Source organism: Methanobacterium alcaliphilum, assembly GCF_023227715.1.
GTDB classification, from domain to species: domain Archaea; phylum Methanobacteriota; class Methanobacteria; order Methanobacteriales; family Methanobacteriaceae; genus Methanobacterium_E; species Methanobacterium_E alcaliphilum.
In genome coordinates, this window is the sequence record NZ_JALKIF010000001.1 from 162169 (window position 1) to 187375 (window position 25207).

At 31.7% G+C, this 25207-nt stretch carries 26 protein-coding genes and 1 pseudogene; 7 read left to right on the forward strand and 20 right to left on the reverse strand.

Going from position 1 to position 25207, the window contains the following annotated elements:
• Positions 1 to 44: 44 nt before the first annotated feature.
• From hjc to MXE27_RS00840, 5 genes are all read right to left on the reverse strand, one after another.
• Positions 45 to 470, reverse strand: coding sequence for a Holliday junction resolvase Hjc (gene hjc, locus MXE27_RS00820; RefSeq protein WP_248610487.1), 426 nt, complete (start codon positions 468 to 470; stop codon positions 45 to 47).
• 263 nt (positions 471 to 733) lie between these two features.
• The gene (locus tag MXE27_RS00825; protein WP_248610488.1) at positions 734 to 1369 is read right to left on the reverse strand and encodes a Cap15 family cyclic dinucleotide receptor domain-containing protein; all 636 of its coding nucleotides are present in this window, start codon (positions 1367 to 1369) and stop codon (positions 734 to 736) included.
• Between the two features lie 56 nt (positions 1370 to 1425).
• Positions 1426 to 1905: a Mov34/MPN/PAD-1 family protein gene (locus MXE27_RS00830; protein ID WP_248610489.1), complete on the reverse strand. Its 480-nt coding sequence runs from the start codon at positions 1903 to 1905 to the stop codon at positions 1426 to 1428.
• Positions 1892 to 3697 (reverse strand): ThiF family adenylyltransferase, encoded by a 1806-nt coding sequence (locus tag MXE27_RS00835; protein ID WP_248610490.1) that lies wholly within the window; start codon positions 3695 to 3697, stop codon positions 1892 to 1894. Before MXE27_RS00835 ends, MXE27_RS00830 begins: the two co-directional genes overlap by 14 nt.
• Positions 3697 to 4803: an SMODS domain-containing nucleotidyltransferase gene (locus tag MXE27_RS00840; RefSeq protein ID WP_282730276.1), complete on the reverse strand. Its 1107-nt coding sequence runs from the start codon at positions 4801 to 4803 to the stop codon at positions 3697 to 3699. Before MXE27_RS00840 ends, MXE27_RS00835 begins: the two co-directional genes overlap by 1 nt.
• 479 nt (positions 4804 to 5282) lie before the next feature.
• On the opposite strand from MXE27_RS00840, the gene MXE27_RS00845 reads away from it, so the two are divergent.
• Complete coding sequence (locus MXE27_RS00845; RefSeq protein WP_248610597.1) at positions 5283 to 6227, forward strand: IS5 family transposase; 945 nt, start codon at positions 5283 to 5285, stop codon at positions 6225 to 6227.
• Positions 6228 to 6465: 238 nt separating this feature from the next.
• Here the strand turns inward: MXE27_RS00845 and MXE27_RS00850 are convergent, their stop codons facing one another.
• Together MXE27_RS00850 and MXE27_RS00855 are read right to left on the reverse strand one after the other, a co-directional pair.
• On the reverse strand, positions 6466 to 7098 hold the full coding sequence (locus MXE27_RS00850) for a metal-dependent hydrolase (RefSeq protein ID WP_248610492.1): 633 nt from the start codon (positions 7096 to 7098) through the stop codon (positions 6466 to 6468).
• Positions 7099 to 7103: 5 nt separating this feature from the next.
• Positions 7104 to 7694 (reverse strand): hypothetical protein, encoded by a 591-nt coding sequence (locus MXE27_RS00855; RefSeq protein WP_248610493.1) that lies wholly within the window; start codon positions 7692 to 7694, stop codon positions 7104 to 7106.
• Positions 7695 to 8543: 849 nt separating this feature from the next.
• Between MXE27_RS00855 and MXE27_RS00860 the strand changes: the two genes are divergently transcribed.
• On the forward strand, positions 8544 to 9086 hold the full coding sequence (locus MXE27_RS00860) for a hypothetical protein (protein WP_248610494.1): 543 nt from the start codon (positions 8544 to 8546) through the stop codon (positions 9084 to 9086).
• 311 nt (positions 9087 to 9397) lie between these two features.
• Entirely contained in the window at positions 9398 to 9553 is a 156-nt protein-coding gene (locus MXE27_RS00865) for a ribbon-helix-helix domain-containing protein (RefSeq protein WP_248610495.1), read from the forward strand.
• Between the two features lie 36 nt (positions 9554 to 9589).
• Here the strand turns inward: MXE27_RS00865 and MXE27_RS00870 are convergent, their stop codons facing one another.
• From MXE27_RS00870 to MXE27_RS00925, 13 genes and pseudogenes are all read right to left on the reverse strand, one after another.
• The gene (locus tag MXE27_RS00870) at positions 9590 to 10591 is read right to left on the reverse strand and encodes a restriction endonuclease (RefSeq protein ID WP_248610496.1); all 1002 of its coding nucleotides are present in this window, start codon (positions 10589 to 10591) and stop codon (positions 9590 to 9592) included.
• 17 nt (positions 10592 to 10608) lie between these two features.
• Positions 10609 to 10968, reverse strand: coding sequence for an endonuclease NucS domain-containing protein (locus tag MXE27_RS00875; RefSeq protein ID WP_248610497.1), 360 nt, complete (start codon positions 10966 to 10968; stop codon positions 10609 to 10611).
• Between the two features lie 120 nt (positions 10969 to 11088).
• Positions 11089 to 11235 (reverse strand): annotated as a pseudogene (locus MXE27_RS12010) (tetratricopeptide repeat protein); the annotation flags it as partial.
• Positions 11234 to 11434, reverse strand: a complete 201-nt coding sequence (locus tag MXE27_RS00880) for a hypothetical protein (protein ID WP_248610498.1) — start codon at positions 11432 to 11434, stop codon at positions 11234 to 11236. The pseudogene MXE27_RS12010 and the gene MXE27_RS00880, both read right to left, overlap by 2 nt.
• Before the next feature lie 8 nt (positions 11435 to 11442).
• Positions 11443 to 11703 (reverse strand): tetratricopeptide repeat protein, encoded by a 261-nt coding sequence (locus MXE27_RS00885; protein WP_248610499.1) that lies wholly within the window; start codon positions 11701 to 11703, stop codon positions 11443 to 11445.
• A 20-nt stretch (positions 11704 to 11723) separates the two neighbouring features.
• Positions 11724 to 14789 (reverse strand): type I restriction endonuclease subunit R, encoded by a 3066-nt coding sequence (locus MXE27_RS00890; protein ID WP_248610500.1) that lies wholly within the window; start codon positions 14787 to 14789, stop codon positions 11724 to 11726.
• A complete protein-coding gene (locus MXE27_RS00895) occupies positions 14789 to 16132 on the reverse strand; it encodes a restriction endonuclease subunit S (RefSeq protein ID WP_248610501.1) in 1344 nt (447 codons plus the stop codon). Before MXE27_RS00895 ends, MXE27_RS00890 begins: the two co-directional genes overlap by 1 nt.
• Positions 16129 to 16647, reverse strand: a complete 519-nt coding sequence (locus tag MXE27_RS00900) for a hypothetical protein (protein ID WP_248610502.1) — start codon at positions 16645 to 16647, stop codon at positions 16129 to 16131. Before MXE27_RS00900 ends, MXE27_RS00895 begins: the two co-directional genes overlap by 4 nt.
• Positions 16637 to 18154: a class I SAM-dependent DNA methyltransferase gene (locus MXE27_RS00905; RefSeq protein WP_248610503.1), complete on the reverse strand. Its 1518-nt coding sequence runs from the start codon at positions 18152 to 18154 to the stop codon at positions 16637 to 16639. Before MXE27_RS00905 ends, MXE27_RS00900 begins: the two co-directional genes overlap by 11 nt.
• Before the next feature lie 254 nt (positions 18155 to 18408).
• Positions 18409 to 18696, reverse strand: coding sequence for a hypothetical protein (locus MXE27_RS00910; protein WP_248610504.1), 288 nt, complete (start codon positions 18694 to 18696; stop codon positions 18409 to 18411).
• On the reverse strand, positions 18693 to 19019 hold the full coding sequence (locus MXE27_RS00915; RefSeq protein WP_248610505.1) for a hypothetical protein: 327 nt from the start codon (positions 19017 to 19019) through the stop codon (positions 18693 to 18695). The genes MXE27_RS00910 and MXE27_RS00915 overlap by 4 nt, the downstream gene beginning before the upstream one ends.
• A gap of 117 nt (positions 19020 to 19136) precedes the next feature.
• Positions 19137 to 20330 (reverse strand): tyrosine-type recombinase/integrase, encoded by a 1194-nt coding sequence (locus MXE27_RS00920; protein WP_248610506.1) that lies wholly within the window; start codon positions 20328 to 20330, stop codon positions 19137 to 19139.
• Between the two features lie 168 nt (positions 20331 to 20498).
• The gene (locus MXE27_RS00925) at positions 20499 to 21854 is read right to left on the reverse strand and encodes an MFS transporter (protein ID WP_248610507.1); all 1356 of its coding nucleotides are present in this window, start codon (positions 21852 to 21854) and stop codon (positions 20499 to 20501) included.
• Between the two features lie 310 nt (positions 21855 to 22164).
• Between MXE27_RS00925 and MXE27_RS00930 the strand changes: the two genes are divergently transcribed.
• The 4 genes from MXE27_RS00930 (at position 22165) to MXE27_RS00945 (ending at position 25192) form a co-directional block, all read left to right on the forward strand.
• Positions 22165 to 22794: a DUF4012 domain-containing protein gene (locus tag MXE27_RS00930; protein WP_248610508.1), complete on the forward strand. Its 630-nt coding sequence runs from the start codon at positions 22165 to 22167 to the stop codon at positions 22792 to 22794.
• A gap of 182 nt (positions 22795 to 22976) precedes the next feature.
• Positions 22977 to 23864, forward strand: a complete 888-nt coding sequence (locus MXE27_RS00935) for a cation diffusion facilitator family transporter (protein ID WP_248610509.1) — start codon at positions 22977 to 22979, stop codon at positions 23862 to 23864.
• 14 nt (positions 23865 to 23878) lie between these two features.
• Positions 23879 to 24517: a DedA family protein gene (locus MXE27_RS00940; protein WP_248610510.1), complete on the forward strand. Its 639-nt coding sequence runs from the start codon at positions 23879 to 23881 to the stop codon at positions 24515 to 24517.
• Positions 24518 to 24751: 234 nt separating this feature from the next.
• On the forward strand, positions 24752 to 25192 hold the full coding sequence (locus tag MXE27_RS00945; protein ID WP_248610511.1) for an Lrp/AsnC family transcriptional regulator: 441 nt from the start codon (positions 24752 to 24754) through the stop codon (positions 25190 to 25192).
• Positions 25193 to 25207: the final 15 nt, after the last annotated feature.

The window sequence follows — 25207 nt, forward strand, 5'->3', positions numbered from 1 at the left end:
ATAAAAATAAAAAAATTTTTATAAAATAGACCAAATTAAAATAATTATATCAATCTTTTCTGTAACTCTTGAGATATCAATTCTCTTAAACTAATACCTTTCAATACAATGTCCCCATAGTCCACTGAAAAAATATCACCCATTTCTTTTAGATTAAAGTGCTGTGGTTTTATAAAGATCCATTTGGTTTGATTTAAGATTTTTATTGCAATCCATGCTTCCCCTTTGAATTTCCAGGCAAATCGTCTAAGTGTAACTATTTCTTCTTTTGTGGTAGCAATTTCAGTATTATTTGATACTATGGCCTTTATAACAAAAATAGATTCCCCATCTCCTGCTAAAATATCTGGGGTTTGTTTTAATGATTTGGGCAACCTGCAAGCTTCAAAATCATGTTGTTTTATTTCAGCTAAAAGTTCATATTCTTGTTTTATTCCACTGGGCATTATTTTAGTTTTAGAAGTACTCAAAAAAATCACCTAATAATGTGTATTAGTTAATAAATTATAAATACTTTATTATTAATTAGTATTATTATAATATTTTACTTTGATTAAATCCATAGATTTAATCAATAATAGAGGTGTAAGATGAAAATCTAAAAAAAAGTTAGTCTGCCATACTGTTATTGCCGTCCTATATTTCTCCTAATCTTACTATAATTCTCGTTTTATTTTATAGGTGTGAATTAGAACTTATTGTATTATTCTATTAAAAATTTAAAAAAATTTATTTATGTTTTGGGCCATTTTGATGTCTTAGTAAATTTTAAACTACCAAAATTTCCTCTATCTCTACCATTATAATAATCCCCCTCAAATGTTTTTTTGTCGTGGGATAACGTAATCCATCCCGTTCCTTTATGATCATGTAATTCATAACCTGAATGGGGTTTAGGTTTACTTTCAAATTGATAAGTTAATTTAATTGCATTTTGATTTTTTGTAAAGAAAGCCGCAGTTACTGTTTCAGAGATCGATGAATCTGTTTTAAGCCGAATTACAATATCTTGCCAAGTTTGAGTAATTTCCATAGTTGCATCAACTTTTGTTTTCTCCTTAGATCCATCTTCAGTAAAAGAAGAATACAATGTTCCTTTCCAGATTCCATTCATGTCCGGAATTTTTACAAATGGCATCCATGAAAATTTCCATAAAGAATGATTGAACAAAAAATGAATAAGTTCATAATATAATAAAACTGAAAAATCAACAAAAATACTTATAATTAAGTAATAGCTACCTAATATTTCATTTAATCCTGATTGTTCCCATAAAAATTTTGATGCTAATGCTAAAAAAATACTGATTATTATAATAGCAAATGGTATCCAAAATCTTTCTTTTGAATCTGTTGAAAAAGGATGCATTTTATTTCTCCATTAAATCAATCTTTATATTATATCCAATAATTTTTATTTATAAATTATGATTGTTTATCTAAAGGAATTCTATTGCCTTTTTTATAAACATTAACACTAAATTCCCACTGATCTGAGTTCATTCCAATTATAAATAAAATAGGCTCAGGACATTTTAATGTTTTACAATATGAAAATGTTTCCATTTGCTCATCATCTATTGTGCTTGGTTGAGGGGATGAATTTGGGTGGAAATGCCATTCACCAATATAATAATAACCAGATTTCCATTTTTCATCTAATATTTCAATCAATCCATCTATTCCTCTTTTAAATGTTGTTTTACCTATTTCCGAATCAATTGGTGGGCCAGTTATACTCTGAATAAAAGCAGTAGTATTGTCATTTGAATAATAACCAACTAATATTCCACCAGTTTCATTATTGGGATTAGTTTTACACTCATCGATGAAATTGGATAGTGTATCTTCACGAATCTCAAGTATAAACTTATTGTCGTTACTTTTAAATTTAATCGAGCTCATTAGAATCACTTACATTTTTATATCCAACAAAAATATGGTCATCGAAATACTGCTCATAAATAGAAACCAGCTCTGTTTTTTTATTTATAATGAAATTTTCAATAACTTTAACCGAAGTACTAGCTGCTAATAAAATATCATCATATCTTGCAGGAAACGTAGGGCTCCAACATCCCGTGCCATCTCTAGGTAAATCATGATCTGAAAAGTCTTTAAATTCTTTTTTTAACCAAGGATTAATTGCTTCAAAGAAGCAATTTGATTTGCATTGGATACTCTTTTGCAAAAATAAATATAATCTTCCCGCTGCAAAACCAATCGAAATTGAAACAAAAATTTTTTCTTCAGAAAATTCATACTTTTCAAGTTCATTCAATACCATATCTTCACCTGTACAATCAACAATTAAATTATATTTTTCTATTTTGTCGATACAGTCTTTAGAAAACTTAAAATTCTCACTATACTTGACATTAGCATGTGGGTTGGTTTCATTTAAATTATTAGCAGTTTCTTTTGATTTAAAGTTTCCAATTTGGTTCAATCCTAAAATATGTCTAGAAAGATTTCCTATTTCAAGTTTATCATTGTCCATTACAGTTATATTATTTACTCCAGCCCTTACCAATAATTCGGCAATTGAAGAACCAATAGCTCCACACCCGATAATTAAAGTTTTCATTGAGCTTAATTCATGAATAAATTTACCGCGAGCATTAATCTCTTCCATATTCCAATTTTGAGATTTTAGCCATGTTATTTTTTTGTCCCGATTTAATTTAATTTTATCAATTAGTTGGTATGAATTCTCATGAGACCTAAATCCTTTTATTGAGCCATTAGAAAGACTAGGTAATTTAACAGCTTGCCAATGGACTATTGAATTAGTTCCACCAATAATCTTAGGAATAGGAAACCCTAAACTAATAAAATGGGGAGCCTCATTTCTTATGAAATGAGAAAAATGGTTAATAATGGTTATTATATCAATGCCTTGGTCCTCACAAACATCAATAAGTTCACCTAATGTATTAGGTGCCTGCCATGTGTTAAGAACTGGGGTTTCTTTAAGCATAATCCAAATAATAGTCTTCTCAATATCAAAATCCTGAGATAAATATTTGCCCCATCTAACTTCATTAATTGTTTCAAAAGTGGGAGTCTGAAATTCTTTAATAAAATAAATAAAGGGATCTGTTTTATATGCATTTAATTTAAGGAATCCAAAAGAATCTCCAATTTTCTGCCACACTTTATATGAAGTTATATCTTCAGAAAATGTTAAATGCGTGGAATCGGAAATTAAATTAAACTGGGGAAACTCAAAATTATCTCCATTTGATATTAATTTATTCTCATTAGCTAGTATAATCCATTCTATTGCTCTTTTAACATTCCATAATAAACGTTCATCTGAGTCTAACGGTTCTGGGTTAAAATCATATCGTCCTAATCCATGTACATGTGATTCCAAACATAATGATCCTTTTCTCCATAATTCATTGCATTCTAATTCCCCATTATTAGATTGATGTTGGAGTGTATCCTTAAAGCCGCTTAAAGCGTCAGGAAAAATTTTCACAACTCCATTTGGATAATCCTCATCTACGACAACATACCAATTTGAATCATCAGGAATTACTCCTTCACTATTCGATGTAATCTTTATTTTAATAAACCATTTTTTTAAGTTGGAATCATATTTCCAATCGTTAAGGATAGTTATCCCTTTTTCACCATCTAATGCTCTCCTGCCTTTTTTTAGATTTTCACAAAACTTTTTATTTTCCATTATGCAAATCTACCCCCAGGAACATCAGATGTTTTTTCAGTACGTTTTGAAAAGCCCCCATTATTATCATTATTATTTCTATTTTTAGGAGGATCTGGAAATTTACTTCCAAAAAGTTCTTTCCATTTTGCAATACTTTCATGTTTATCTTCTGAATCAAATGCCTCTCGCGCAATATCTGCAGCATCAGATACTTGGGAATAAAATGCATCATATTGCTTTGAAGTTATTTTTTCAAATACATCCTGCGTAGGAACACCTCTATCCTGAAGAAATGGTTTATTCGGATGGCTGGAGACAATTTTTTCTAAAGTTAAAGTAATGCCATCTGCCACAGAACTTATGTCATCAGGACAACAATCACCAATAAAATGTTCTAAAGGATAACTTTTTGGAGATTCCCCTGGGTAATTCAATTTTTTCCACCATTTTAAAGATTTAACTACATTTATATAATGTTTATTTGTTTTTTCATTTTTTTCAGTTGTCCATCTTATCTGTTCTATCGGATTTGTTGGTTTCCACGCTTTAGCTTCCCTATCTGGAAGATATAACATTTCTTCATCCGAATAAGACTCTTCTAGTTCAGTGAAGAAGTTTTTAAATTTTTGGGCTGATTGAGAAAATGGAGTTATGCCTTGTGAATCGATTCCTTTTTCAGCCTCTTCAATACTCAAATCGGATAAAGCTACAATTTTTTGAAATATGTTTTCATCACTTTTTTCAGTTATAGCCGTTACAACTACATCTAACTCAACATTACTCATACTTATTCCAATTGAACGTCCCTTGAATTCATATTTATCCGCATAATTCTTATCAAGGAATGGTTTAAATTTTTTAAGAGCATTATTAGGGGTAATTTCATCCTTATTTAAATTTGTAACAACAATAATATCAACATCAGACTGATCACCACTTTTTGGTCTAACTGCTGTTGAACGCCTATAACTTCCTTGTAAAAAAGTACCAATAATAATTTCTGAAATTTCGTCTTTATTTAATCTATCCCGTAAATTTTCATGGCCTGTTTTTAAATTAGTTATTTGATTTTGTGTCAATCTGATTTCTGACAAAAAATCTCTAAAATAAGTATTTAATTCCATATTTAATTATCCCCCTTTTTTTTAGTAATTAATTGTATATGTATAAATTGTTATATTTATATTATTTCTTTAAATGTACATACTAAATACAAAAGAAACTTAATTTTTCTATTAAATTTTTCATAATCAACTCAGAATTTCAAGAAAAAAAATCTAACTTGGATTTAAAAAAATCGATTGATTTGTTGATATAATTGACATATATTTGTTCTTATGATTTTGATAATCTACAATCTTCAAAAGCATACGGTTTTATTTCAGCTAAGTTCAGTCTTTATATCCACCGAATATCATTTCTTTTTAGAAGTACTAAATAATCACTCAGTATGGTATTAATCTTTATCATAAATTTTAGAGAATTTCTATAAACCTTTTTGATTTATTTATTTTTTAATCTTTGGGTTTATTTTTTGGGCATTTTTGTGGGTTTAATTGTTTATTACGGTATGTTTACATGTTATTATGGTTATAAGAGTATTATGAAGTCTTTTGAAAAATATTTCATGAATAAGCAGTACGCTCGTGTGGAGGAGTTGAGTGATAAGTTGGCTGAGATTGATCCGCTTATAGATTGGGATGTGTTCAGGCCAATAATACGTGAAATGTATGATAATCACACAGAAAAGGGTGGTAGGCCTAATATTGATGAAATAGTTATGATGAAGATGTTAGTTTTGCAATCATGGTACGGCTTGTCAGATCCTGAGCTTGAAAGACAAGCTAATGATCGTATTTCATTCCACAAGTTTTTAGGATTCCCTGAAAGAATCCCAGACCGTTCCACAGTCTGGGCATTCAGAGAACGATTAATCGACACAGGCAAAGACGAAAAAATATGGGAAGAACTACAAAGACAAATTGATTCCAAAGGCTTAAAGGTTAAAGAAGGTGTTATACAAGACGCAACATTCATAACATCCGACCCCGGGCATAAAAAAGCAGATGAACCACGCGAACCCACTGCAAAAACAAGAAGAAGCAAAGACGGCGAATGGACCACAAAAAACAAAAAATCCTATTTCGGCTACAAATTACACACTAAAATGGATATTGACCACCAATTAATAAGAGAAATAGAAACTTCACCCGCATCACTGCACGACAGCCAAATAGACTTAACCAAACCTGGAGAAGTAAATTACAGAGATAGAGGATACTTCGGAGGCAAATGCAAAGGCTATAACGCCACAATGAATCGCGCAACACGAGGCCACCCATTAAACATCCGAGAAAAACTACGAAACAAAAGAATAACACGAAAAAGAGCACCAGGAGAACGACCATACGCCGTCATCAAAAACATATTCCACTCCGGCCACGTAAAAGTAACCACAACACTCAGAACACACACCAAAAACATCTTCACCTGCTTCAGCTACAACCTCCTACAACTAAAAACCATACAAAACAAAAACACCACCTAGCGAACGCTAACAACAAAAAAAGAAAAAAACACCACAAAATAACAAAAAACAAAGAAAAAAAGTTCAAAAACAAAACAAAAACTCTCAAAACAAAAAACTAAGTTAAAAGAAATTATCTTTACTTTATTAAATCCTGAATTTAATAAAAACATGAAAGTTAATATATAATCTATACAAGTTTATATTACTGCAAAACAATGACTGTATCGCTGATTTTTCACCCCAATTAAAAAAAAAATTATTCTACCTCTTTAATCAAAATATTTGTTTTGTTTCCACTACTTTTTACAGTGATATTCTTTTGACCATCGATTTTATCGGCCTGGATATTAACATTTGTAATAGTCTTCACATTTGCTTGATTATTGCCACTATTATTTGATAGGTTATTACTAGAACTACTCGCAATATTGTTGGCCTTTTCATCTAAAGAGGTGAATACCTGATAATTGCCCAAAATGCCACCGACCACTATTACCAAGAGGAATGCAAATATTGCTTTTTCCCTTTTTGATCCGGTTTTTATTCTATTTTTTCTCTGCATGGAAACGAATTTTTTCTCTTTCAATGGATAAAAAAGAGGACAACCATGGACACTGAAAAGATCTAGAATCAAATGAGATAAAACAGCTGCAAAAATTGCAATACCCAAATGAAAGTTCACCAGGACCAGTAGGCCAGATCCAATTAAAACAAAGATATTATGTGTATGTCTTCTATGGCCTTTTCCAATCATGAAATCCAATAGGTCCAGGGCCGGTGCAGCTGCAGCTGCAATAAACAAATATAAAGAAGTTGGTTTAAATGACAAACAGACACTTAATAATAGTGCAATTAATAATGAACCAACTATATGAGTGTAAAATCTCATTTTAATCACTTGCAGAAAAATAAAAAAGTTCTAAAGATCATTAGTCCAAACCAGGTAGCTGCTAATACTCCAAAGGCCATGGTTCCTGCAAAGGAGAATGCTAATTTTAGATAAGAAAAAATACACAAAAATGTGATTACTGCAAAAACCGCTAATTTAATATCCACTTCTTCGTCTTTTTCATCTTTAAAGCTTTCCATTCGTGTGAAAAGTGTATAAGCATGATCTCGGAAGTGGTTTTGATAAGAGCAGACCAATATTATACTAGGAAGGTCTATTAAAAATTCAAAGGCCTGGCTGCCAGTCTTGGTCATTTTTTCAAAATGATTAAAAGCAATGATAACCTTCTTGTTTTTTGTTTCTGATTCTATTTTATCCTTAAGTTCTTCTATGGTGAATCGTTTCATAGTTTCTTTCTTTCCAGCCCCCAATTTGGATAAAATTTCAACCAGCCTTAACTTGGGCGGTACGGGTTCTGCAAGATATATAGTTGTCCATCGCGCACTTATTTCCGGAATTAATGTCTTAACATCTTTCTTAAACATTATGACACTCTTCCCTTCTGTGATTTTATTAAAAATTTCATCAATATTCATACTAATTGATATAAAATTATTATGTTATTATAGTTTTCCACTCTTATTAATACAATAAAAATTATTTATAAACATTATGATTCCATCCAGAACAATAAAAGAGTATGACCATGTATTTTCAACTTCACCTGAATTGTTGAGAAAATGGCCATGAACCTATTTTGTGCTATTTGAGATGGAAATACTACATAATGGCATGATTATTTTTTAAAAACTTCACCTGCAGTGAGGTCGACTTTTTGCGATATCAAAATAAAATACGCCGAAGGCGTCTTTAGGAGCAAAAACGTCGTCCTCGCTTACCCCCACACTAAGGTACGGATTATTTTGTTATATATGGTGCGTTTAACGAACCCTAGCGTAGCGTAGGGTAAGCCGAAGGCGCAGTCACCACTTTGTTAAATGCGATATATGACGAAATAAACCAAATAATTATATACTCTGTGCCTTAGTGTGGGGGTAAAATAATAGTTACTCCTAAAATCTTTAAACCTGGCACCAGGGCACTCTTAATAGAGTATCCATAGAACTAATTATCTCTGATGTGGCCACAATCACTCATTATCAAGTCAAAATAAGTGATTTAGCTGAGAATTTATTGCAATTACATGTATTAATAAATTAGAAAAATATATTACTAAGTTATTATTACTTTGTAATACTAATGTTTAGAAAAATAGCATAATCATGAGTTAATTTTTCTAACATAAATCATAGGTGGGTTAAATAAATGGATAAAAAAAATGATAATAAAGAATTTACCAAGGCCCTGAAGGCCTGGAAAGAAGTTGTTGACTGGGCTGTTTATGATAAACCTTTAACCGATGAATCAGAAGATGAGGAATAAAAATGAAAAAAATACAGGTCTCCGCAACATGCAATGTCAAATCCAAAGAAATTATTAAAAACAGCAAATACACTTATGGAGATTGTATTAACTATATGGCCAGAGTCATAACTAGTGAAACCACTCGGCTGCAAAATGAAATTAAAGATAGCAAAATAAGAATTGAAGAACTCAAAAATCAAAAACAAAAAATAAAATACCAAATAATAGCCGAAGAAAGCTATCTAGAAGAAAAACTACAAGAATGGGAATCCATGAAAGGAGAACCCATTGAAAATAGTGACAATAACAAGGAATCTAACAAAAATCAACAATTATCTGAATCAATTAATGCAATAAAAAGAATAATAAGTGTTTATAATTGTGATCCTATGGAAATAAATGAATATACTTCCTTAGATACCATCGAATTCCATGCCAAAAACTGTGGAATGACCAAATATGAATTCGAAGAAATATTAAAAGATAAATCCATTTGGGATAACATACCCATATCATCATATGATTCCACGAAGGTACCCCCTAAACAGGATCATACATCATAGGCCATATATCATATAAATCTAATCTTACTCATTTTTAACTATTTAATTTTATTAAAAAGAATTTTAAGGCTTATTTTTTTAATTTAAATAATTTTATGAAGTTTTAAATCTCAATCATATGGTCATATGCGTATAATCGTATGAATTATAGTTGGGATTAGCAAACATATGCCATATCATATATATCATATGAGTGATTTCCTACTATACTTTTTTAAAAAAATATGATGCAGATCATATGAAATAGTTAAGTATAATAATAAAAAAAGTATTAGTCATAAAAGTTAAATAATAAAATAAAAAGTGAAACCATGGAAAACAAAGATATAAAATACACAAGAATAAGTTTTAACATTCCAACATCATTATTAAATGATTTTGATCAACATGCAAAAGAGAAAGGATTTCAAAGCAGAAGAAAATCATTGATAAATTTAATAGAACGTGAAGTAAAAGATGATTTATAAAATGATAGAAATGAAATTTTGTATACCCCTAGGTAATTAGATTGGCCAGTATATTTTGGTTAAAGGAATTAAACTACGGGCATCATTATCGAACTGATCATAGTATTGGACAATGAACCTTACTAACATATCTAAATCCATTAGAGTGATAGGTATTTCTGATCTTTCCGCTTCATATTTAGCTTCCTGTGAGAAACCACCTGTGGAAACATATAATCCTCTTGAACCACTTCTTAAACCACCGGTAAAACTTCTAATTTTATCTGCACCCATTTTACCTTTCTGATGCTTCACTTCTACTACAATACGAGGATCTTCAAGACCTAAACCATCGGGTGATGCAAGTATATCTTTTCCCATATCCGCACCTTTAGGAGAGACTCGAGTTTTATAGCCCATTGCTCTTAAAAGACCCGCCACTAAATCTTGCATTTCATCCCAATCAAGCTTTACAATTTTATCTTTCACAAATTCATGGGATTTAGATAGCATATCATCTTTTAAAATTTCAATAGATTCATCTTCAGATCCTAATTCAACGTCATCTTCAACTTTTTTTCCATCTAATGCTCTTAATAAATCATTAGCCGGTTCATCATAAATTTTAAATAAAGCTATGACCGACCCTAGTGTATTTTTTGTAGAAGTGAGTAAATCATCCCTTTTGACTTTACCTAACCACTTAACTTTTCTTACATCACAATATTCTAAAGGATTTTCAGGATAAAAATTAGGATCAAATATATAATCTGAAGTTATTTCTCCAACTAAATAGGTTCTTTCTTGTGGATTATAGGAGACAACTTTATCACCCATATTAAAATCAAATCTAAATCTTCCAATGACACTTAAAATAGATATTATCTGCTTTTCAGTTTTATCTGGAAATTTATCTTTTATAAGATTTTTAAGCTCTTCTTTATCATTTATATTAGTCAAATCTCCTATTTCCCACCCGATAACTACTATATTTTCATTTTCAAAACGATCTATTAAAAATCCACTTTCACCAGCCCTAACCATCCACATATTTGTCATGACATACCCTCTAAACTTTATTCAAATCCTAAATCCTCTAAATCAATAAAATCAATATCTTCTCTTTCATTGATCAATTCATAAAAATCTGGTTCATACCCTCTTGCAATGACAATCCCATTACTAATAATATTATAATTTTTTAATGATTTCAAATAATTATTAATTTGTTTATAAGTATTAGTAGTTGCCTTAACATTCTTCAACTCAATAACAATTGTTTTACCATTTTTATCTTGGAAAATTAAATCTAAAAATCTTGTTTTACCATCACTGTCTTTAATAACATGTTGCCGGTTAATTTTTTCCACATCATAACCAAAATCAAGCAGAATTGATGGATCATTAATTAATTTTTCCTCAAGTTGAGCTTCCAAAAGAATAACAGAGGATGATGAATTTATAAGAAGTTTTTCATATTCTCTAGATTCTTCATATCTCCCTAAAGATTTTAAACATCTTTTAATATTTAAAATAGAACTTTCATCATCAGGATTGAGAGAATATACTTTTTCAAAGCATTCTAATGCTTTTTCATATTGGCCTAATCCCCTATATGCTGCGCCTTTACAGAAATAAGCTAATTCAAAATTAGGATCAAGTTCTATGGCTTTATTTTGACATTTTATAGCTTCATCAAATTCATTTTAAAAACGGGAGACAGTAACCTAATCTAAACCATGAATCAGCATCAACAGGATTTTCTTTCAAATGTTTTTTAAAAAATAATGTTGCATTTCTATAATCTTCCAAGTTCAAATAGTTGAATGCTTTGGAATTCCATGTGAATTCCTCTTCTAAACCATTATTCACAGCCAAATCATAGTAATTGTTAGATCCCATATAATCTTCTAATTCATGTAATATTGAGGCTTTAACATAATAAAGTAATTTATAATCATTATGTTTATTAATTTGTTCATCAAGTAAATTAATGACTCTTTTTCTGATTTAAGCTCGATAAATACAAATGCTTTGTAAGCAATAGCATTTTCAAATGATGGATCTATTTTAAGAGCTTTTTCAAATATATCTAAACTTTTTTCATATTCTTGCTGATTAAAAAGATTAATAGCTTCATTAAATAAATCCCATTTCTCTTGATCATCCATTATATTACTCCAATATATAATTATGAATTAATTTCAGCCCATTCTTCACATACACGGTTCGCTTGTTCAAGTACAGTTTGAACTGCTAGTTTTTCTTTGTTTGGAGGGTATCCATATTTTCTAAGAATCTTTTTAATTGATACTCTCATTTGTGCTTGAACACTTTCTCTTAAAGTCCAATCAATAGTTATATTGCTTTTGATAGCTTTGACTAGTTCCATTGCTATTTCTCGTAGTATTGCATCTCCTAAGACTTTAACTGCGCTATCATTGACTCCTAATGCATCGTAAAATGCTAGTTCGTATTCTGTTAATCCTAAGTTTTCGCCTCTTTTTTGTGCTTCGCGCATTGTTTTTGCTAATTCAATGAGTTCTTCAATAACCGCTACAGCTTCGATGTTCCGGTTATGGTATTTCTTAATGGTTTTTTCTAACATATCTGTAAATGATCTGGCCTCGATAACGTTTTTCCGAGAGATAGTTTTTATTTCATCATTTAAAAGGCGCCTTAATAATTCGGCAGCCGTATTCTTATGTTCCATGTCTTTGACTTCCATTAGGAACTCATCTGATAAGATTGATATATCTGGTTTTTTAAGACCAGCTAATTGGAATAAGTCAAGTACTTCATCGGAAACTAATGCAGAGGATAATATTTGTTGTATAGCTGCATCTACATCTTCCACTTGTGTTTCAGTTGGTGAAGTGATTTTTACAATATAATTGCGCACTGCTTTGAAGAATGATAAATCATCTCTTATGGCCATAGCATCAGGGTGTGGTACTGCTAGGGCAAATGCTTTGGATAGTTCATTAACATATTTTAGGCAACGTTTTTTACCATCTTCTTGAGCCATAACAAATTCAGATCCATCACGCATGAATTTTAGTATTTCCTTTGTATTGGCTTTTCGGAATCCTTGATAATCAAATCCATGAAATAATCCTGTAACTATTTCATATTTTTCCATCATCAATGCAACAGCTTTTTCTTGATCAAATTTAATTTCACCACGCCCACCACCTTCAGTATACTGAGATAGGGCCTCTTTAAGTTGGGTAGCAATACCCAGATAATCAACAATGAGGCCACCTTGTTTTTCTTTATAAACACGGTTAACTCGAGCTATTGTTTGCATTAATCCATGTCCCTTCATGGGCTTATCAATATACATGGTGTGTAAGCTAGGAACATCAAAACCGGTAAGCCACATATCCCTAACGATTACTAGTTTGATGGGTGAATTTGGATCTCTAAATACATCTCCTAAGTGTCTTCTTCGTGGTTTGTTACGTATGTGTGGTTGCCAGTCTAATGGATCAGTGGCACTTCCAGTCATGACTACTTTTAAAAATCCAAATTTGTCATCTTCATTATGCCATTCAGGTCTTATTTTAATGATTTCATTATAGAGTTCGATACATATTCGTCGACTCATACAGACTATCATACCTTTACCATCTTGTTCTGTAGTTCTAGCTTCAAAATGAGCCACTAAATCTTTGGCTACTTTTTTAATACGTGTTTGGCTGCCAACTATGGCTTCCATTCGGGCCCATTTGCTTTTAAGCTTTTCCTGGCTCTCTGTCTCTTGACCTTCTGTAACGAAATCAAATTGAGGATCTATATGTACCTTTTCTTCTTCTTTAAGATCCAATTTCACTAGACGGTTTTCATAGTAAATACGGACTGTAGCCCCATCTTCTACTGCTTGTTCAATGTCGTATATGTCAATATAGTTTCCAAATACGGCTACGGTATTTTTATCGCCCCGTTCAAGTGGTGTTCCTGTAAATCCAATAAATGATGCATTAGGCAATGCATCGCGCATGTGACGTGCAAATCCATCAATAAAATCATATTGTGAACGATGTGCTTCATCTGCTATTACTACAATATTTCGTCTCTCAGATAGTGTAGGATAATCCGCACCTTTTTCAGGTAAGAATTTCTGAATGGTAGTAAAAACGATTCCACCACTAGCTACATGCAATAATTCTTTTAGGTGTGCACGGTTTTCTGCTTGTACTGGTTCTTGTCGTAGAATATTTTGTGATGACGTGAATGTCCCAAATAACTGATCATCCAAATCATTACGATCAGTTAAAACAACTAATGTGGGATTATCCATCTCTAAAACTAATTTACCTGCATAAAAAGCCATAATCAAACTTTTTCCTGAGCCTTGTGTGTGCCAGATTACACCACATCTTCTGTCACCTTCAGGTCTGGCTGCTTCCATAGTAGCTTCCACGGCCTTATTAACCGCATGATATTGATGATAAGCAGCAATTTTTTTCTTTATACTCACTTCACTATCATCATAAACAATAAAATGACGTATAAGATCAATTAAGACTTTTTTATTGAACATACCTCTTATTAGTACTTCCATTTCTACCATTGAGATTAAAGAGTCTTTTTCTCCTGCTATGGTTTTCCATGGCATGAATCGTTGAAAATCACTGGTTAAAGTACCGGCACGTGCCTCAATACCCTCACTAATCATTAAAATTTCGTTAAAATGAAATAAAGAAGGAATTTCTGATTGATAAGTCTTAAGTTGATTATATGCATTTTCTAGTGTAGCTTTCTTATTAACAGGGCTTTTAAGCTCAATAACAACTAATGGCAATCCATTTACAAAAAGAATAATATCAGGTCTACGGTTATTATCATTTTCAATGACTGTGAACTGGTTAATTGCTACAAATTCATTATTATCTGGGTTTTTAAAATCAAAAAGCCATACTTTATCATGCACAATCTTATCATCTTTACGATACTCTACGGTTACACCATCAGTAACTAACTTATGGAAATGTAAGTTATTAGTAAGTAAATCTGGACTCTCAGTTCTTAAAACTTTTTTAACAGCATCTTCCTTAGCAATATGTGGAACATCAGGATTCAAACGATAAATAGCATCTCTCAATCTCTCAGTCAAGATCACATCACTATAAAGTTCCCTCATAGGACTATGACCATCAGGAGAAATATCAGGACCATGCAAAATCTCATAGCCTAACTCCATTAAAATATCCAAAGCCTCCTGCTCCACCATATCCTCATTAATACGACTCATTAAATGGCCTCCTCTGGAATTTTCACTCTTATCTTTCCAGATATAAGTTTAGGCAATAAAGAATCTCTGATTTGGGATAAAATTTTTGATTGACTACCATTATTATGGATAACTTTTTGTAAATAGAATATTTGTTGATTAAAATCATTTAAAACATCATTTGTAGGGATTAAAATATTATGATATTTGAATAATGATTTGAAATCTAAATTTTTTATTCCTGTTGTACCGTTTTCAAACTGGAAGAAAAAATCCTTAAAATACAAATAATTGATTAATAAATATAAATACGCAGAATATTCCTCTCTTTTAGTTCTTATAATCTTACAGAAGTTAGAACAAATCATTTTGTTTTCATAAAGATTTAATATATCCTCATTGATTAATACAGATCGACCAGTCGATTGAGTAGGACTACCTCCAGATATTTCTAAAATGATATCCATTGGTTTTAAATGACATTTTTGATATTTTTCCGGTTTAATAAATCTAACTGGAGCTTTAGATTGATTACCAATAGATAAATTTGGTATATCTGCTCCCCTAATACAATATGTTTCTTTAGAGAAATTTTCTTCTTTTATTTCTTTACCCCAATCGCCCGAAATTGGATTTCCAATAATATCATTGATACATCCGATTTCCCATCCTTTTGGTATCGCGCCTAACTCAGAATCAACCATTTCACAGCCACTTGACTTGTAAGGTTTTCCTTGTTCATTGGGAAATTCAAAATGGACAAACCAGTGCTTGAAAATGGCCTGGCCGATTTCTTCTAGGGTTTGGTTCATTTTTTGGTTGATTTCGATTTTTTTATCTAAATCGGATAATATTTTAGCAATTGAATTCTGTTCTTCTTTAGAAGGGAAAGGGACAAACGATTTTTCAATAATATCTGGATTAAAAGAGGGATAAGCAGATGTATGGGAATCAGCAATAGCTGATAAATAATTTGTGTATCTATCTGTAGTTAAATAATAATAAAGAAAATTAGGATTAATTTTTTTAGCTGAAATAACTGCAAAACCCGTTGATGCTATTGTATTTGTATTTGCATTCTTTATGAAAGCATAGTGTTTTAAATTTGGCCGTACTGTTGAAATCAAAATATCATTATCTTTAACGATTCGTTTAGCCCTACTGGGGGCTTCTTTAAGTTTTAAATTTTGTTTATCAGTTACTATGCCTTTATCAACAGAAGCTATGTCAATATATTCTATGAATTCTAATTCAGAGTTTTTTTTTAAATTAGACCTATTTATTAATGCTACTTCCCCAATAGATCTCAATTGCCATTCTTCAGGAATTAATCCTGCCTCTGTTTCTTTGAATTGTGGATTCATTGATTCTCAACCTCAACCATTTTCCCATTGATAAACCATTTAAATATAGGATCATCTAACCTACTTTCTCTTTCGGATTTGAATATTATAGCTAAACCATAAGAATATCCAAAATATGTAGATGGATTATTTTTAATATTAGTTGAAGTGAATTCTTTAAGTTTTTCTTCATCATAAAATATTTCTTCATTTGAATTATTTGATTTTTTCACTTCAATAATAAGAAAATTACTATCAGATGAATTTCTGGAATGTATGATTATGTCTGGAATAACATGAGACTCATCATTATTAGTATCTCTAGAAACATTCAAAAGTTTTGAATTACCATTTTGTCTCCGATTATACTCACAATCAACATCAAAATTGTCAAATTGTTTTTTTAAATAACAATGTAAGGTTGAGGAAATACTTTCTTCACTGGAATCATTTTCAAGTAAATAAGCATCATTTTTTCGCAATTGATTAATTGCATTTTTAACTTTTTGTTTGATTTCTTCAAGATTAGAATTCATAACCCAACCCCCTCAAATTGGCCTTAATATTGTCTTCTACTTTATTAGACTCTTCAAACTGCATGGCCAATTTTAAGGTCAATCTTTTCATCTTCTCCTCGAACTCTTCAAGATCCTCTTCTTCCTCGGCAAATCCCACGTAACGGCCCGGTGTGAGAATGAAATCATGTTTTTTAATATCTTCTAAGTGGACTGATTTACAAAAACCTTTAATGTCCTCATAAACTCCATCTTCTCCTCTCCAGCTATGATATATTTGTGCAATCTGTTGCACATCCTCATCATTAAGTACACGGTGTTTACGATCCTCCATGTAACCCATTTTACGAGCATCTATAAACAGGATCTCCTCTTGGCGATTGCGGAATTTATTATTGGTTTTGTCTCTGCTTAAGAACCATAAGCATGCAGGTATCCCGGTATTGTAGAATAATTGTGATGGTAATGCCACCATACAGTCTACAAGATCTGCTTTGATTATTTGTTCTCTAATTTTTCCTTCTTGTCCTCCTGCAGACATGGACCCATTGGCTAAAACAAAACCTGCTATTCCAGTAGGGGATAGGTGATGGATGAAATGTTGTACCCAGGCAAAGTTAGCATTCCTTTTAGGAGGTAAACCATATTTCCATCTCACATCGTCTTCTAATAATTCTCCTTTCCAATCTTTAGAATTAAATGGCGGATTGGCTAAAATATAATCTACTTTTAGGTCTCTGTGTTTATCTTCGGTGAAGCTGTCTCCCCATTGTATGTTGGAGTCTATTCCACGTATGGCTAGGTTGATTTTGCATAGTCTCCATGTTGTTTGGTTGGATTCTTGCCCATATATGGCTATGTCACCAAGTTTACCTTCATGTGCTTCTACGAATTTTTCACTTTGTACAAACATTCCTCCAGATCCACAACAAGGGTCGTATATTCTACCAGAGTAAGGTTCGATCATTTCTACCAATATCTTAACAATGGATCTTGGTGTATAGAATTGTCCACCTTTTTTACCTTCAGCACTTGCAAATTGACCTAAGAAATATTCATATACTCTGCCCAGTGTATCCTTAGATTTGCTTTCTTTATCTCCAAGTGTAATAGTTCCTATTAAATCTATTATTCCACCTAAGCTTTTTTTGTCCAGTGCTTCTCTTGCATAGTCTTTAGGTAGAACTCCTTTTAAGTAGGGGTTGTCTTTTTCGATTGAATCCATGGCGTCATCAATAAGTTTACCAATGTTTGGTTGTTTCGCATGGTCCTGTAAGTAGTCCCACCTAGCTTCAGATGGCACATAAAAAACATTTAATGCAAGATATTCATCTTTATCTTCGGGATCGGAGTATTCATCAGCATCTAGCTTTTTATGCAATTCTAAAAAAGCATCAGATATGTATTTTAAGAAGATTAATCCAAGTACAACGTGTTTGTATTCTGCTGCATCCATGTTGTTTCTTAGTTTGTCTGCTGATTGCCATAGCTTCTGTTCAAACCCCAAATTCGCCCCATTTTTCGCCATTTTATCGTTCATCCTAAGTTAATTTGATTCGTTAAAAATAAATTAAATATGCTTAATTGATAGTGATTATATATCTAATATTACATTAAACTTTATTATTGAATGATAAACCTTAATAATTTATTATTTTATTATTTGTAAATCTAGAAGTGGTTTAAACAATATGAATAAGTTAAATTACATCTAAAAACAGATTTTCATATATCTCCCAAAAATAATTGATTAAATGACTCTATAAACAATTATATCCCAAACTATTTCCAAAAAGACTTATTTTCTTTTTTAATTATGTGTAACTGATCACTGACAATGCCCAATTGTTTCCTTAAACTTTCTTTATCTTCTTTTAGTTGTTTTAAACTAGTTCGGAGTAACTCTAATTCATCCCTACCTATAACGGCCACTTTTTCCTCTTTGGCAAATGGATGGCTCCAATCTAATGGGACCATGTTTTTTGTTATTTCTGATTTTTGATAACCATTTTTGACCTTTACTTTTGATTTTAAAGTATATTCGGCCACTTGTGAATAGCATAATTTCATGCCATAGCCCTCCAGAAACTTTTAATCTTATCCATAAAACTAGAATCATTTTCAGCTTTATTATGGTATTGAATGATTGTTTGAAGATCTTCGACCTGCTTTTTCAGGTCATTCTTATCTTCCTGCAGCTGCCGGACAATATTGCCCAATTTATTGAAGTCATCTGCATTGATGATTTTTATGTCATCACCTTTGACAAAGGGAGCATTTTCTTCTAAAACTATAATATATTTATCAAATTTATATGATCTCTGCCTTAACTTCTTATCATAATAAATAAACTCTTCTGTACAGGCTTTAATTTTTGTTTCATAGGTCCTCAATCTTAAACCTCCAAGATTATTCTAATAAAAGGATTCATGAGGATCATATTGTTGAGTTAGTATATTCTAGATTGAGATAGAGAGCAGCTGAAAAATAATTTATATGAAATGAAAAAATTAAGATTTATAAAATTCCTCTTCTAGTTTTGCCAGGATTTTAGGATTCTTTTCAATTACATCAACAATCATTTGAGTTCTTGACATTTTTTTCTTGAGTTTATTCTGATCACGCTCAACACGCTCAATACGGACGTAATCTTCAGTTTTAATTTCTAGAACTTTTGCGTTATCTATAGAAAGATAAGGTAATGCTTTAAGATATCTTTTTTTTAAGTCTTCTTCATCAGGATACCAATAAGCCCTATCATTACCCGATAGTTTATGGCCTACTAAGTAATCTGCTAATACTTTGTCTCCTAATTTGTTCATTATTGTTGAGATAAAATACTTTCGCAGCCCATGGGCTCTCCAAAAACTATATGCTCCCTCTTCTTTCTTGAATCCTGCTTCTAAACCTATTCTTCTAAAATTAGTTACAATTATATCCCTATCAATGGGTTCGCCATTGATTTTTACGAATATGGGAGAATTAATATCCGTTATTCTGATGTTTTGATTTCTACCATACATTCTCTCTTTAAGGTAGTAAATGATTTGAATGGTCGCTTCAGGTGGGATAAAAGTAATGTATCTATGATTTACTTTTTTACGCACAATATGTAATGTTAAAATTTCTTGATCTAATGAATGTTCTACCTCAAATAAATCTTTCATAGATTCTATTTCTCTGTTTAGAGATTCACCCACAGCATCCATGAATTTTTTTATGGTTAAGTTTCTAGCTTCTGCTTGGGCCATCCCCGATAGGGCCATGAGGTATATTAACGCCTTTTCCCTTGGAGCTGCAACATTTACTAATGTTTTTATTTCATTTAAACTAATCAACTTGCCATAATTCTTTTCTTGAGTTATGTCTCCTTGGGGAGTTTTAATTTTAGGAGTTTCGACATCCAATGCATCATAAAATGATTTTACAGCGTGGATATATAGATGGATTGTGGCCCTGGCCTTACCCTCTGATTTTAGTTGTTTTTTAAATTTTAACAAATAATGATTTATTTTTCTATCCCTGGATCTTATTCCTTGATCGTTTTCAGCATCAGCTTCTTCAATTAATTCATTTGGAGACTTTCCAACTGTTTTACAATATTTTTTCAAACAATTTAGATATGTTTTTAAAGTTGATTCTTCCAGGTCTTTATTAAAAACCCAAAAATCAATTCTTTGTTGATCTTTTCCATCAAAGTTCATACTAATACACCAGACAATAATACTTTATAATAATATTACCTAACTGTTAATTAAGTATTATTATTTTAGTTTATCCTTGCCCAGTGTTCGTTATATTGACGTTTAACGAATATATTATTTTTTTCTGATAATAAATTCTTTTAAAATGAGCATAATAAATCAGAATATTTAATCTTTAAATACCGATGTAAAAATTCCAATTGCACTTAAAATTGCAATGGCAATCAGTGAAGTTCTAAGACTTATAATTAGCTCTGGATAATTTAAAGGCGAAATTTGCGCATTCCCCAAAAGTGTGGAAATAATCAACATCACTATGCCCATGGCAAATATCTGTCCCATGGACCTCACATTACTTAATGTAGCGCTTGCAATTCCAAAATACTGTTTATCTACAGAACTGAGAACTACTTTGGTATTTGAAGAATAAAATAAACCAATACCTGCCCCAAAAATAATCAGGGATAATCCGCCCACGTATAGAGCGTTTTCAAAATTAATTAGAGTCATGATGGCTACTCCAATGGTTGTTAAAACCATTCCTGCAGTTGATACGTTTTCAGGGTTAATTCTATCCGATAATCTTCCTGCGAAGGGAGATATGATTATCATGGCAATAGATTGGATAGAAACTATTAAGCCTGCAGTAAGGGGGTCGTAACCTTTTAAGTATTGTAAATAGAGGCTTATAATAAAACCTACCGATACAAATGCCCCATAGTTTATGAATGCTGTGATGTTTCCAAAAGTAAAATTTCTACTGTTAAATAAATCTAAATTAATCAAAGGAAAATCAACTCTTTTTTCCACTAAATAGAATATCGAAAGCGAGATTATGCCTCCGATTACCAGAAATAGACTGTATTTACTAGTAAAGTTTGAAAACCCATAAATTATGGATATAATTGAAACGCCTAAGAGAAATGATCCCAATATGTCTAGTTTTTCTCCTTCGGCATCTATCCAGTCGTGTTTAAACCGAGTGATAGCAAAAGTTGCAGCTATCCCTATTACAGTATCTAAATAAAATAAGGTTCGCCAGCCTATAATTCCAGTTATAGCCCCTCCAAGTATTGGTCCAACTACTAATCCTACAAAAACACCCATTGCGGTTAATCCAAATGCTCTTCCTCTCTCACTTGCGGGAAATGCGGAGGATATCATGGCATTTAAATTGGCGAATATCATTGCATTACCTATTGCTTGAAAAATTCGAGTAACCATGAACATTTCTTCTGAAATAGAAAATGCGGATATAAATGAACTTATAGTGAAAATAAATAGCCCATATTGGAAGATACGCTTTCTCCCATAGATATCCCCAATTCTACCAAATGGAATATAAAGTATGGCATTGATAAGTAGATAGACTGTTGTTATTCCAGTTAAAAATACAGCGGAAGAGTTAAATTCATTTGCTATGGCTGGTAGTGCCAGATTAATGGAGGATCTGACAAATGGTGTTAGAAATGATACTAAAATTCCCACTATTAAAAGATCTTTTTTAAGGTCTTTATAAGTCATAAATTAAATCCGCCTGCATTAAAATTTTTAGTGGAAATTGATGTGTTATTTGTTTAATCCCCACAATCACCCAATAAATAATATCCTTTTATGATATTTTTGATATTATATTAATGGATTGACTAAATAAATACATTTTTTCACACTAGATCAACATTATACCCGAATTAACTAAAATAATTCAGACATGCACCTCTTCCTTAATTACAAAATCCGGAGAAAACAGGAGGTAATTTGGGAATAATTACTTTTAACATGATTACTAAATTATATAATAAAAAAAGCATATTAAAAAAATGAAGGTCATAAAATGGCTAAAAAAATATTTGGAATAATATTACTACTTATAATCCTATTTTCTGGCTTTATTTTCTTTTCATTTGTCATAGGGGAACATAAGATTCTCTTATTAGGTATTGACCCCAGTGAAAAAAGACCAGGAATTGGTGCAGTTGACATGGCATTTATAATTACCACGGATAATGGGAAAATAATTAATAAAACATCTATTTATCCTGGAGGAATGTATCATCCTAATGCTACGGTTCCTCAGTATTTGCAGAGTATAGGAGAAAAAAAGCTCCTTTTACATGATACATTCTGGGAAAATGATACTGCAGCTGCAGCCCAATTAGCACGAGAAACTGTAGAATATCATACCAACCAAAAAATAGACGTAACCATAATCATAAATCCGGATGGGTTGGATGCTCTAATTAATGCTGCCGGACCATTGACCGTGAATGGAGAAGTAATGGAAAATGTAAGCTCCATTGAATGGATGAGAGATGATCAAAGCCAGGGCAATAGTAGAGGTACAGCAGTGCAGGAGGTAATGGATGCTATGTTACAATCCAGCAAAAATCCAGCAAAAATCGTGCCTTTGAGTATAGCTGCAGTCCAGCAGTACATGGCCGGCAATATTTATATATTCACTTAGTGGACTCATTATTTAAGAGTTTAAATTAAAATTAAAATTTTTTTTATTTATTTTTAAAAGAAAATTAACATTCACTATAATTCTATTGCGAACTTTTTTTTATACATCCCCAAAATTTAAATAACTTTAGATATAATGTTTAAGGTAATATATGAACAATTACTCATATGAAAGTGATAATAATGGAAAGTGACCTTGAAAGGAAAAAAATGGGAACTCGTGCCTCTTTTGTAGCTATATTTGGAAATATAATGCTCACATTATTCAATTTAATAGTAGGCATCTATTCTGGAAGTACAGCTCTGGTTGCAGAGGGAGCGCACACATTATCCGATGTCATAACATCATTTATAGCATTTATTGGATTTAAAATCGGAATGAAACCCGCAGATGATGACCATCATTATGGTCACGGGAGAGCGGAACCCATAGTAGGCCTAATAATCGTGATTTTCCTTTTAGTGGTAGCTTATGAAATATTATCCGACGTTTACCTGAAGATAGTAATTAAAGAGACGCTTAATGCACCGGATTTAACTGCAGCATTAATGGCCATAATTGGAATTGGAATTAACATCGTCATGACCAGATATCTTTTAAAAACTGGCGAAAAAATCAATAGTCCTGCTTTAATTGCAGATGGCCATCATCAGAAAGTAGATATTTATTCCTGTTTTGCGATTTTAGCAGGAGTAATTGGTGCTCATTTGGGTTTTCCCATTTTAGACCCATTAGTAGCAATATTCATTGCATTAATGGTTTTAAAAACAGCATTTTCAGTTGGAAAAGATAGTGTTAACAATATCATGGGAAAAATACCATCACAAGACATTATAGAAAAAATAAGAGAAGTAGTAATTTCTACAGATAATGTCCAGGGAGTGCATGATATAAAAATAAATTATATGGGTCCTTATGCCTCAGCAGAGATGCATATTGAGTTATATGGTGACATGATACTATGGGAATCCCATAAAATAGCCCATGAAGTAGAAAAATGCATAATTAAAGAAGTAAAGCCCATAAAAAGCGTTAGTGTTCACACCTGCCCTGTGGAAGAAAATGATTAATTATTTACGATAGCATGATATCTGAACTTATTACATTTGCAGGAAATATAATCATAGAGTATGGGGCATTAGGAGTATTCCTAGCCAGCATACTTGAAGAAGTGGTGGCCCCCATACCTTCTAGTGTGGTAGTTTTAAGTTCAAGTTTCTTTCTCATGAACAACCATACCCTAACCTTAGCATCATTAGAACGGCTATTTTTAATGGTTGCTCTTCCTGCAGCAATAGGAGTGACTCTTGGATCTTTATTTTCATATGGAATCACTTATTTTGCAGGAAAACCATTCGTTGACAGTTGGGGAAAATATTTAGGTCTTTCCTGGAAAGATGTTGAAAAATTGGATAAGCGATTCGATAAATCCCATACTGATGAATTTCTTCTTTTTGCTTTGAGATTTATTCCAATCACACCCAGCGTCGTTGTGAATGCATTTTGCGGTTTTATACGCTACGATTTGAAAAAATTTTTAATAATAACCTTTTTAGGGACCCTGGCCAGGGTATTCATGCTTGGGTTTGTCGGCTGGCAATTTGGTAATTTTTATAATTATTTATCCCAACAAATTTCAATACTGGAAACAATTACCATTGCAGCAGTTTTTGTGGGAATAATTATTTATTTGGTTTATGTATTCAACAAAAAACGTGATTAATTTAATTTTTTTAAATCAAATATAATATTTAAATTATCATCTAAAGTTTTAGCTTATTTTATCCATTAAAAATAGCAAATAAGAATATTTAGCAGTTTTAAAAATATACAAATCCTCCCCAGCATTATTGGTAATTTTCCCAATATGGTGATGTAAATTGGGAAATCTCCCCATACATTTATATATTTCAGAGTAATATACTAATTTTAATTATAATAATGTGGTGAAAATGAAATGGATGAGATTGACTCGGATATAATTCGTTCCCTGGTCCGGAATTCCCGAATGACTTTATCTCAAATGTCAAAGGAGATCAATGTTCCAGACGCGACCATATCCAATCGGCTTAAAAAACTGGAAAATAACGTGATAAAGCAGTACACCCTAATATTAGACCCCAGCAAAATGGGTTTAATAGTAACTGCAATCATAATTATCCAGACAGAGTCTGAAAAACACGAAAATGTGGAAATTGAGCTTTCAAAACTGGAAGAAGTCTCAGAAGTATACAGCATCTCTGGAGAATACGACATTCTTATTAAAGTTTGGGCTAAGAGCATTGAAGAGTTAAATAAGATTGTTAATAGTAAAATCCGATCTGTTGATGGTGTAGAAGACTTGACAGAAATGATTGTTATGGAACGGGTTAAAGAGGGAATGATTCCCCCTATTTAATATAAAGTTAAATTG